The following is a 10826-nucleotide window of genomic DNA, read 5'->3' as shown; positions in this document are numbered from 1 at the left end:
GAGCATCGCTCCTACGGCGACGGCGGCGGCAGCGGAATCCAGCGTCCGGGCGCGGGGCGCCCTTTCCTTAATTACGGCGTCCTGTCCCGCCTGAATACGCGCGACCGCGCCGTCGAGTACAGGCGCGAGCTGGTCGCCGCCTACGCCGACCGATGGTGGAACGAAGCGAATCCGGCCTACGAGCTGTTCGAGGTCAACTGCACCAATTACGTGTCGCAATGTGTCTTTGCAGGCGAAGCACCGATGAACTATACTGGTAAAAGAGAATCGGGATGGTGGTACAAAGGCCGTACAGGCGGCCAGGAATCCTGGAGCTACAGCTGGGCGGTGTCGAACGCGCTGCAGCTGTATCTGTCGTTTCCGCGCAGCACGGGCATGCGGGCGACGACGGTGGAGAGCGCATCCGAGCTTTCCCTCGGGGACGTCATCACCTACGATTGGAGCGGGGACGGGCGGTTCCAGCATACGACCGTCGTGACGGCATTCGATGCCGACGGCATGCCGCTGGTCAACGCCAACACCGTGCCGAGCCGGCACCGCTATTGGGACTACAAGGATTCCTACGCCTGGACGGACCGGACGCGCTATCGGTTTTATCATCTGCAGGACTATTTCTGATGCGGGAGCCGCATCGGTCCTTGCAGGTTATGGCATTCTAATTCAAGAAGGTTACCGGAGGAGCTAACATGGGAGACAAAATTCGCGTCGGACTCATCTACGGAGGCAAGTCGGGCGAGCATCAGGTATCGCTGCAGACGGCGCTGGCCGTTATGGGCGCCTTCGATTTCGATAAATACGAGGTACAGCCTTCTATATTACGGGTCAAGGCGAATGGCGCTCCGGAGGAGTGCTGCTGGAAGCTCCGCACAGCGTCGAGCAGCTGAAGCTGTCCCCGGCAGAGGACGGCGGCATGGCGCTGGCGCCCGTATTCGGCGGACTGGCGACGGCTGAGGCCGGAGAGGGCGCCCTCCAGGCGGCGGCCGCTTCGGCCGGAGCTCCGGGAGGGACGATCGACGTCATGTTCCCGCTGCTGCACGGAACGTTCGGCGAGGACGGCACGGTCCAGGGATTGATGGAAATGGCCAATATTCCTTACGTCGGAGCGGGGGTCCTTGCTTCGGCAGTAGGCATGGACAAGATTTTCATGAAAAAGGTGTTCGCCCACGAGGGGCTCGAGCAATGCGTCTACCGCTACTTCAACCGGACCCAGTGGGAGAAGGACCGCGCGTTCTTCGTCATGGAGACGGAGGTCGCTCTCGGCTATCCCTGCTTCGTCAAGCCTGCCAATCTCGGCAGCAGCGTCGGCATCTCCAAAGCCCGCAACCGGGAAGAGCTCATCGCAGCCATCGAGCTCGCGCTGCGCTACGACCGCAAGGTCGTCATCGAGGAGTTCATCGACGGGCGCGAGATCGAAGTCGGCGTGCTCGGCAATGACGACCCGCGCGCATCGGTCGTCGGCGAGATCGTCAGCGGAACGGACTTCTACGATTACAACGCCAAGTACGTGGACGGCACCTCCGTCATGCACATTCCCGCCGATCTTCCGGCAGAGACGGCCGAAGCGGTGCGCGAGATGGCGATCCGGGCTTATCTGGCCATCGACGGCTCCGGCCTCTCCCGCGTCGATTTCTTCCTTCGAAGGAGCGACGGCAAGATTCTGATCAACGAAGTGAACACGATGCCGGGCTTTACGCCTTACAGCATGTACCCGCTGCTCTGGAAGGAATCGGGCGTTTCTTACAAGGAGCTGCTCGACAGCCTCATCGGCTTGGCGATTTCCCGCCATGCGGAGAAGCAGAAGCTGGAGTACGGCGGCTGACCGGTTTTCCATACGTTTCGCACACATTCGCGCTTCCTTCGCCTTGGCGGGAGGGAAGCTCGTTTTTTCATCCGCAGCATCCGGACAAGCAGCCGCGCTTGCCGCAGTAATGAACAGGAGGGTGAAGACAATGGGATTCGCAACGGAATTCAATTCGGTATGCAAGTTCAAGTCGGAGCAGGAGCTGTACGAGCTTCTGGAATACGGCAAAGGAAAAATGATGAAATCGGGGTTCCGGGTGTTCCCGGCCGGACAGAAGGTCATCGCCTATACGCCGGGCAACCAGGCCATCGCCATCGTGAAAATCCTCGCTTCCATCGCGGAGATCAACTTCCAGGGCGAGGAAGTGACGCAGGTGGAGATGGAGCTCGTCCGCAAGCTGACGGAAGAAGAGTCGCGCGTGCAGACGGCGCTTGCCCATGAAATGTTTTTCGGCGGCCGGGGATGATTGTCCGCTTCGGCTTTGTCGCCATGAGCCTGCTGGTGGAGAACGCTTCTTCATCGCGCACCATGACCTATAAGAATTTCTCCAAGCTGGAGGATCGCGAGGCGGCGCTGCGCAAGCTGGAGCGGATCGCCGAGGAAAATCTGCACAGCGCCCTGCGCATCATGCGCAACAACCGCTACGCCGGCATCCACGTCTATCGGTTCTCCTCGAAGATCATACCGCTGGCGACGCATGACGCGCTCGCGGATTGGGATCCCTACTCCGCTCTGGCTCCTTCCTTCGCCGAAGTCGGCGCGTACGCGCGCGAGACCGGCATGAGGGTCAGCTTCCATCCCGACCACTTCTGCGTGTTCAGCACGCCTCGCCCCGAGGTGCTGAGAAGCTCGGTCAGGGATATGGAGTATCATGTGCGGATGCTTGAGGAGATGGGACTGGACGAGAAGTATAAATGCAATATCCATGTAGGCGGCGCGTACGGGGACAAGCCCGTCTCCGCCGAGCGGTTCATCGCGCAGTTCGGAGCCCAGGATGCCAGGCTGCGCGGGCGGGTGACGCTGGAGAACGACGACAAGACGTTCAACGTCCGCGAGACGCTCGACATCGCCGAGAAGGTCGGCAATCCGGTCGTGCTGGATATCCATCATCATGCGGTCAACGACGGCGGCGAGACGAAGGAAGCTCTGTACGGGGAGCTGTGGCCGCGAATTGTCGCCACCTGGAACCGGGAGCAGCGGCGGCTTGGACTGGATGGAGGAGCGTCAGGCCTGCCGCCGAAGATCCACGTCTCCAGTCCGAAGAGCCTCAGCGATCCGAGAGGCCATGCGGACTTCGTGGAGCCGGGTCCGCTGCTGGAATTCCTGCGCGGCGTGAACGGCTCCGTGGAGCTGCTCGACTGCATGATGGAATCCAAGGCGAAGGACCAGGCTCTGGTGACGCTGATGGAGCATTTCCGCGGGCTCGAGGCGGCGGGAGAGGGAATCCGTGTCCTGGACGGCGGCACGATCGAGGTCATGTAAAGGCCGGGAACAGTGAACGGGCACGAATCGCCATCCGCTTCCGCGGAGGGGGATCCGTGCCTTTGCCGCGCAAGCGGCGTTTGAGGGATACAGAAGGAGGGAATACCTATGCTGGAATGGGTCCTGATCGTACTTACAGGCGTTGTCGCTTCCATATTCGGCAGCATTGTCGGCCTTGGCGGAGGCATCATCATCGTGCCGGTCCTGCTGCTGCTCGGCGAGCGCCTGACGGGAGCGCCGATACCGGAGGCGACGGCCGTCGGCACTTCGCTTGCCGTGCTCATCGTGACCGCGCTGGCGTCGTCGATGACGTACGCCAAGCAGCGCAAGGTCGATTTCCGCAGCGCGTGGATGCTCTTTATCGCCAGCGGTCCGGGAGCGATGATCGGCTAGGCGCTGACTTCCCGGTTCCATGGCGGCGCCTTTCAGCTCAGCTTCGGCCTGTTCATGCTGCTTATGGCCGTGCTGCTCATCTTGCGCGACCGAATGAATCCGCTTACAATTGAATGGCCGATCTCCCGCAGGCTGACCGACGGCACAGGCGCGACGTACGAATACGGCTACAGCCTGCCGCTGCTGCTCGTAATCGGCCTGCTGGTCGGACTCGTGTCGGGATTGTTCGGCATCGGAGGAGGCTCGCTGTTCGTCCCCGTCATGGTCATTCTGTTCCGTTTCCCGCCTCATGTGGCGACGGCGACGTCCATGTTCGTCATTTTCCTGTCGTCCATTCTGGGCAGCGGCGTGCATGGCGCCATGGGGGAGATCGACTGGCTGCTCGTGCTTGCCCTCGCTCCCGGCGCATGGGCGGGAGGCAAGGCCGGCGCATGGATCGCAACCCGCATGAGCGGACGCAGCATCATGTGGCTGCTGCGCGCGACGCTGCTCGTGCTGGCCGCGCGGCTCATCTGGCAGGGCTGGTCCGCCCTTTGAGCGGGCGCGCAATCGGAGAGCCCTGCAGCCGGTCCCATTTGCAACAGAATCCGAATGCGGATCGTATACCTTGTAGACAACCGGCTGAAGCCGGAGGATTTTCGATATAGAGACAAATAGAAAGAAGTGAGCAGGATGAACGAACCGGTAGTCGGGAGCAAAAGTTTTGCCGCCGTGGCCATCAACTGCGCCTCCAAGGCGGGCGAGTGGATCAAGACAAAGCTGGGAAACTACCAGAGGCTCGACGAGAAGATGTCGCCTCATGATCTCGTCACCGAGGTGGACAAAGGCTCGGAGAAGCTGATCCGCAGCCTCATCATGATGAATTTCCCCTCCCATTCGTTTCTTGGGGAAGAAGGAGTGGAGCCGGGGCCAGAGGCGTCGGCCAGAGCTCTTGAGAGCGTGCGCGACGCCGAGTACCTCTGGATCGTGGATCCGGTGGACGGAACGACGAACTTCGTGCACGGCTTCCCGTTCTTCGTCGTCTCCATCGCGCTGGCGCACAAGGGGGAGATCATCCTGGGCGTCGTCTACGACCCGTCGGCCGACGAGCTGTTCATCGCGGAGAAGGGGAAGGGCGCCTACGTGCACGGGAAGCGGATGAGCGTATCGGGAGAGGAAACGCTGCGCAGCAGCCTCGTCGCCACCGGCTTCCCGGCCGAGCACAGGACGGCCCTGCCGCGCAATCTCGAACAGCTCCGGCGGATCGCGCCGAAGGTGCGCAACATCCGTTCATCGGGTTCTGCCGCGCTGCATCTCGCTTATGTGGCGGCAGGCCGGCTGAGCGGCTTCTGGGAGATCGGGCTGAACAGCTGGGATATCGCGGCGGGCGCTCTGCTCGTGCAGGAGTCGGGGGGCGCCGTCGGCGATATCGACGGGACGCCGTATCATCTCGGCGTGCGCGACGTCGCCGCGACCAACGGGCGGATCCATGGCGAGCTGCTGGCGGAGCTGGCCGACTGACGGCTGCTCCAGCGGCGCAGAATCAAAACGAAAGAGCCGGACCTTGCATGATGAAGATGCGACAGGTCCGGCTTTTTTTTCCAGGAGCACGGCCTCGTTTTGAAGCCGCATGGCAGGTATTCTTCGGATGCTGCGCGGCAGGAAAAGAAGGGAGGACGATGGGAATGCGGATCGGAGATGCGAGGAGGCTGGCGGCCGAATGGGTCCGAGAGCAGGGAGCGTCTGGAGAAGGATTCGTCGGTGCCTATCTGGGAGGATCGACGGCATCGATGCCGGAGGAGGCCGAGCTGCCTGCCGGCTCCGATATCGATGTGTTCGTCGTGCTGGAAGGAGAGGCGGCGCCTCCCAAGCTCGGGAAGTTCATCTATGGAGGAGCTTTGCTGGAAGTGACACACCTGCCCTGGAGCGAGCTGGATTCGGCGGAAAAGGTGCTCGGCTCCTATCATCTGGCGGGTGGCTTCCGGCACGACCGGATTCTGGCGGATCCGTCGGGACGGCTTGGCGTCATCCAGCGGGAGACGGCCCGCAGCTTCCAGGACCGCTTTTGGGTCGAGCGGCGCTGCCGGGATGCGCTGCAGAGGGCGAAGGACGGCCTGAGCCGGGCGGAGCCCGAGCTGCCGTGGCATGACCGGGTGACGGCGTGGCTGTTCCCGACCGGCGTCGCTGCCCATGTCATTCTGACCGCGGCTCTTCGCAATCCGACGATCCGGATGCGCTATTTGGCGGCGCGCGGCGTGCTGGAGCAATACGGCCTGAGCGGCTGTTATGACGAGCTGCTTCAGCAGCTGGGCAGCGCCAAGCTGCGGCAGGCGCGCGTCGAGCATCATCTGGCCGGACTTTCCCGAACCTTCGACGCGGCCGCAGCCGCCGCGCGGACGCCGTTCTTCTTCAGCTCCGACATCACGCCCGAAGCAAGGCCGATCGCAATCCAAGCCAGCCTGGAGCTGATCCGGTCCGGCAACCACCGGGAAGCGTCCTTCTGGATCGCCGCTACTTACGCCCGCTGCCGCAAAATTCTGTACGCGGACGCGCCGGAGCTGCTGAAGCCGCTCGCTCCGGATTTCGACGAGCTTATGGATGACCTTGGAATACGCTCGCAGGCCGATCTGGAGCGGAGGGCGCAGCGGACGCTGGCCTACTTGCCGAGGCTGGAGGAGATTGCGGCGACCATCATGGAGCGGAGCCCCGACATCTCCGGGTGAATAAGCGCCTGATGGCGGCATAGGCTGTCTTCGGATGGGGAGGACCTCGAAGGAGGCTGTCTCGGCCAAGACTGATTTCCAGCTGCTTGCGGTCGATGGTTGACTTGTTTTGAACATGGCTTTCAAGGGCAAAATAGGCTACACTACAATCAGGAAAACATGACAGTTCGCATGGGAGGAATACACATGACGGAAGCACACGAGCAAGCAGGCGCGGAAGCGGCTGAGCAGCAGGAAGCGGCCGAGCAGCCGAAGAAGATGACGCTGGCTGAAGCCGCCAAGCTGAAGCTGCAGCAGAAGAAGCAGGCCCAGGCGGTCGGCAAGCAGGGACAAGCAGGCGGAGCCCAGGGCGGCGCCAAGGAGCTGCGCAGCCAGCTGAACAAGAAGCCGAACAATCAGCGCAGGCGGATGGGTGTCTGACGGATGAGCTCATCGTATGAGAGCGACAAGGCCGAGCGGCTGAAGCGCAACGCAGCGGCGATCATGAACAAGATCAAGCCCGACGCCCGGTACGGCGACCGCGTGCCGCCGGGGCAGACGGTGACCGACCGGTTCCCGATTCTCCATGAGGGAGAGATTCCCGTCTATGAGATGGACAAGTGGGATCTGCGGGTGACCGGAGCGGTAGACGGCGGAGAGAGAACCTTCAGCTTCGCGGAGCTTGAGGCGCTGCCCCGGGTCAGCATGACGCGGGATATCCACTGCGTGACCCGCTGGTCCAAGATGGACACCGAGTGGGAAGGCATTCTGTTCCGGGATTTTCTGAGCCTCGCCGGCATCGAGCCTTCACCGGACGCCCGCCACGTCATGGTCTACGGCGATCATGATTATGAGACCAACCTGCCGCTGGCCGATCTCATGGGCGACGATATCCTGCTTGCCTTCAAGTTCGCAGGAGAGCCGCTTACGGCCAAGCACGGCGGGCCGCTGCGCCTCGTCGTGCCTCACCTGTACTTCTGGAAGAGCGCCAAATGGCTGCGCGGCTTCGAATTCATGACCGAGGACAGGCCCGGCTTCTGGGAGCGCAACGGCTTCCACAACACGGCGGATCCTTTCCTCGAGCAGCGATATTCCGAGCCCGGCTTCGAGCTGCCGGAGGATGAATGGGTCCACAAGGATTACGACTGAAGCATTCCGCCTAGGGATGAAGAAGACCGGGGGCATGAGCCTCCGGTCTTCTCTTTGCGTACATATATCGAGTTCAGGGGTTGCTCCGGCGTGCACGCTCCGCTGTGCGTAAGCCGGAAAGGGCGAAGCCATTTGCTTGTCGTTCAGCCGGCGTCCCGTCCATAAAGCTCTTTTGCATTTTTCCTTAATCTGCTAAAGTATCCTGTAGACAATCTCGGAAGGAACGTCGGATTTCGTCCCTACCGGCCGGGTCATAAAGTAGTTGTTCCATCACTATTACACGGGCATATGCCTGAATGGATCCGTTGTTCATGCCGGTGTTTTCTTGGAAGAGAGCCCTTTGGCAAGGAGCTGCAATCGCTGTGGGCGCGGGAGCGGCGTGCTTCGTTTATCCCGCATGGCTCCGGCTGAGGGAAGTGTATTTCGTGCCGGATGATTTTCAGTATCGCGACAGCCGCTTCGTCGTCGCTGGCGCAATACGGTTATGTGGATCGCGGCGGCCGCCGCGGTGCTCGCGGGAATTACGGCGCTGTTCGCCGGAATCAAGTGGGCGGTCTGGCGGAGGTCCGCGCGGAGCCGGCTCCAGAACTAAGCGGCTGCCGTGAGCGCAGGAAGGGGCCAAGCCCAAAGCTAATAGGCCCAAAGCCTGAGGCTTATAAGCCCAAAGCCCATAAGCCCTGGCTGAGAAGCCCAAAGCTCAAAGCCCAAAGCCCGCCTTTCCTTTTCCAGGGAAAGGCTTTTTATTTTTTTCTGCGCTGGGAATGATATGTCCAGGTGGCATCCAAATTCATTTGACATTATAATTGTTAAACTGTATAAATATATTATTGTTTAATTAAGGGGAGGCCATCATGGAGACAGAGGTCAAACGTTTCCAGGAAGCAGTACAGACCTTCATGCACAAGCTCCAGAACGCGCTGGCCGATGCATTCAGGGACAGCCCGCTGACTCTGCCCCAGATGTTTATGCTCAAGCAGGTTCAGCTCAACGGACCTTGCAAGCTGGCGGCGATCGCGGAGAAGATGGAGGTCAAGCCGAGCGCGGTCACAGTCATGATCGATCGTCTCGAGAACGGCGGTTATGTGCTTCGGCACCATGACACGGTCGATCGCAGATCGGTACTGGTCGAGATTACGCCAAGGGGAGAGGAGGCTCTCGAGGAAGGACACCGGGTGAGAGAAGAGCTGCTTGGCCGGTATCTCACGCGGCTGACGCCGGAAGAGGTCGTCACGATTACGGAACTGATGGAGAAGCTGACATCGGAATCCTAACCTACAGGTAAAAGGGAGAAGAGAGAGACATCATGGAACATTTATCCCACAAGCGGAAACTATCCATCATGATCGCCGTCATGGCGGCCATGTTCTTCGCTGCCATCAACCAGACCATCACCAGTACAGCGATGCCGAGGATCATCTCCATCCTGAACGGAATGGAATACTACACCTGGACGATCAACATTTATCTGCTGACGTCCACCATCGCCACGATTCTCGTCGGCAAGCTGTCCGACATGTTCGGCCGCAAGCCGTTCATTCTGATCGGTATCTTATTGTTCATCATCGGGGCGTTCCTGACGGGCACCTCGACCGATGTGTTCCAGTTCATCATTTACCGCGGTATCCAGGGCATCGGCGCCGGCATCATCCAGTCCACCGCCTTCATGGCGGTCGGCGACCTGTTCCCTCCGCGGGAGCGGAGCAAATGGATGGGTCTGATGACAGCCGTATTCGGCTTCTCCAGCGTCATCGGCCCGACACTTGGCGGCTATCTCGTCGACCATATGGATTGGCACTGGCTGTTCTGGATCTTCCTGCCGCTCGGCATCGTGGCCTTTGTCATGATTCTGATGCTGTTCCCGAAAGTGGAGCGCAAGCCGGGGGAGAAAGTCGATTATCTCGCTCGCTGTTCATGACGACGACCATCGTGCCGCTGCTGCTCGCCTTCTCCTGGGCAGGCACGAAGTACGATTGGGGCTCGGTCGAGATTCTCAGCCTGATCGGAGGAGCCATCCTGTCGGGGGTTGTCTTCGTCTTCATTGAACGGTACGCCAAAAACCCGATCCTGCCGCTGCATCTGTTCAAAAACGGCGTGGTCACCGTGTCCAACATCATCGGCTTCTTCATGAACTTCGGCCTCATGGGCGCGATGATCTATCTCAGCTTCTTCGTTCAGGGCGTGCTCGGCATCTCCGCCACCTACGCCGGCTACGTCACGATGCCGATGTCGATCTTCATGGTCGTCACCAGCGCCCTGATCGGCCAGCGCATCTCCAAGAGCGGCAAGTACAAGCGCTACGCGCTGATCGGCGTGCCGATCATGATTCTCGGCATGGGCATCATGATCATCATGAACAGCGTCTGGATGGCCGTGCTCAGCATGTGCATCTTCGGCATCGGCCTCGGGATGGGCATGCCGGTATTCTCGCTGGCGACGCAGAACGCCGTATCCCACAAGGAGCTTGGCGTCGCTACAGCCTCCTCGCAGCTGTTCCGGAACCTGGGCGGCACGATCGGCATCGCCGTCATGGGAACGGTCATGTCCAACAACCTCGCCCGTCATCTGAAGCAGGCGCTGACATCCGCGGATGCGCCGGATCTCAGCAAGCTGGATCCGGAGGTCGCCAAGAAGATGGTCGAGTTCGCGAATCCGCAGACGCTCATGAACAGGCCGCTGATCGAAGCGACCGAGAAGAGCCTTCCGGAAGAGGCGCGGGTCATCTTCGTCCAGATGATCGACCGTATCCGCGACGCGCTCGGCGACACGCTGTCGCTCGTGTTCGCGACCGGCACAGGCGTGCTCTGCATCTCGCTGGTGCTGGTGTTCTTCCTGAAGGAGCTTCCGCTGCGGACGACGAACCAGGCGCAGGATGCCGTGGTCGCAGCCGAGAGCGGCTCGAAGCCGGAGCCCGGCACGAATTGATGGTTTCGAGCATCATCCCCGTGGACTTTCTTCCACGGGGATTTTTTGCGCGATGATTAATCCCGTGGACTTTCTTCCACGGGGATTTTTTTTGCGCAATGATTAATCCCGTGGACTTTCTCCGTAGGGAATTTTGTTGCGATGATCAAAACCCGTGGAATTTTTTTCGGGGAGTTTTGTTGCGAGAGCAAAAAGGGAAGCCCCTTCGCAGGGGCTTCCCTTCTTTTTGAGGCGCAGCCATCCGGCTTACCGTCCCAGCCGCTCCTCCAGCTCCGCAAACGAAACGACTTCCGCATGGCCGGCAAAGTCCGGAACGCCGGAGCAGACGGACAGCTTGTAGCCCGGATCGAGCTCGTACTGGCGGAAATGCGCCGCCATGGGCAGAGCGGAGTCGACGG

Annotated in this window: 8 protein-coding genes and 3 pseudogenes; all 11 read left to right on the top strand. The window is 60.7% G+C overall.

Annotated elements, in window-relative coordinates:
• The coding region (locus tag BN871_RS16260) for an amidase domain-containing protein (RefSeq protein ID WP_048747357.1) at positions 1–618 on the top strand (618 nt) is incomplete at its 5' end.
• A 68-nt stretch (positions 619–686) separates the two neighbouring features.
• Positions 687–1819: pseudogene (locus BN871_RS16255) on the top strand (D-alanine--D-alanine ligase).
• 130 nt (positions 1820–1949) lie between these two features.
• The gene (locus BN871_RS16250; protein ID WP_048747355.1) at positions 1950–2267 is read left to right on the top strand and encodes a hypothetical protein; all 318 of its coding nucleotides are present in this window, start codon (positions 1950–1952) and stop codon (positions 2265–2267) included.
• Positions 2264–3283, top strand: coding sequence for a UV DNA damage repair endonuclease UvsE (gene uvsE / locus BN871_RS16245; RefSeq protein ID WP_021880180.1), 1020 nt, complete (start codon positions 2264–2266; stop codon positions 3281–3283). Before BN871_RS16250 ends, uvsE begins: the two co-directional genes overlap by 4 nt.
• 108 nt (positions 3284–3391) lie before the next feature.
• Positions 3392–4213 (top strand): annotated as a pseudogene (locus BN871_RS16240) (sulfite exporter TauE/SafE family protein).
• A 135-nt stretch (positions 4214–4348) separates the two neighbouring features.
• On the top strand, positions 4349–5176 hold the full coding sequence (locus BN871_RS16235) for an inositol monophosphatase family protein (RefSeq protein ID WP_198156169.1): 828 nt from the start codon (positions 4349–4351) through the stop codon (positions 5174–5176).
• A gap of 164 nt (positions 5177–5340) precedes the next feature.
• A complete protein-coding gene (locus BN871_RS16230) occupies positions 5341–6378 on the top strand; it encodes a hypothetical protein (RefSeq protein ID WP_048747353.1) in 1038 nt (345 codons plus the stop codon).
• A gap of 186 nt (positions 6379–6564) precedes the next feature.
• Positions 6565–6798 carry a hypothetical protein gene (locus BN871_RS16225; protein WP_048747351.1) on the top strand — a complete coding sequence of 78 codons (234 nt, stop codon included), beginning with the start codon at positions 6565–6567 and terminating at the stop codon, positions 6796–6798.
• A 3-nt stretch (positions 6799–6801) separates the two neighbouring features.
• Complete coding sequence (locus BN871_RS16220) at positions 6802–7506, top strand: sulfite oxidase-like oxidoreductase (protein WP_021880186.1); 705 nt, start codon at positions 6802–6804, stop codon at positions 7504–7506.
• Positions 7507–8357: 851 nt separating this feature from the next.
• Positions 8358–8777 (top strand): MarR family winged helix-turn-helix transcriptional regulator, encoded by a 420-nt coding sequence (locus BN871_RS16215; RefSeq protein ID WP_021880187.1) that lies wholly within the window; start codon positions 8358–8360, stop codon positions 8775–8777.
• Positions 8778–8809: 32 nt separating this feature from the next.
• A pseudogene (locus BN871_RS16210) lies at positions 8810–10428 on the top strand (DHA2 family efflux MFS transporter permease subunit).
• Positions 10429–10826 lie beyond the last annotated feature (398 nt).

It is taken from the genome of Paenibacillus sp. P22, from assembly GCF_000469945.2.
Taxonomy (GTDB): Bacteria; Bacillota; Bacilli; order Paenibacillales; family Paenibacillaceae; genus Paenibacillus_O; species Paenibacillus_O humicus.
This window is presented reverse-complemented; position numbering and strand designations above follow the sequence as displayed.

Bases quoted from the DNA above. Each gene is read 5' to 3' on its own strand.
- BN871_RS16220 (WP_021880186.1), top strand. From the start codon at position 6,802: ATGAGCTCATCGTATGAGAGCGACAAGGCCGAGCGGCTGAAGCGCAAC.
- BN871_RS16215 (WP_021880187.1), top strand. From the start codon at position 8,358: ATGGAGACAGAGGTCAAACGTTTCCAGGAAGCAGTACAGACCTTCATG.
- BN871_RS16230 (WP_048747353.1), top strand. From the start codon at position 5,341: ATGCGGATCGGAGATGCGAGGAGGCTGGCGGCCGAATGGGTCCGAGAG.
- uvsE (WP_021880180.1), top strand. From the start codon at position 2,264: ATGATTGTCCGCTTCGGCTTTGTCGCCATGAGCCTGCTGGTGGAGAAC.
- BN871_RS16225 (WP_048747351.1), top strand. From the start codon at position 6,565: ATGACGGAAGCACACGAGCAAGCAGGCGCGGAAGCGGCTGAGCAGCAG.
- BN871_RS16250 (WP_048747355.1), top strand. From the start codon at position 1,950: ATGGGATTCGCAACGGAATTCAATTCGGTATGCAAGTTCAAGTCGGAG.
- BN871_RS16235 (WP_198156169.1), top strand. From the start codon at position 4,349: ATGAACGAACCGGTAGTCGGGAGCAAAAGTTTTGCCGCCGTGGCCATC.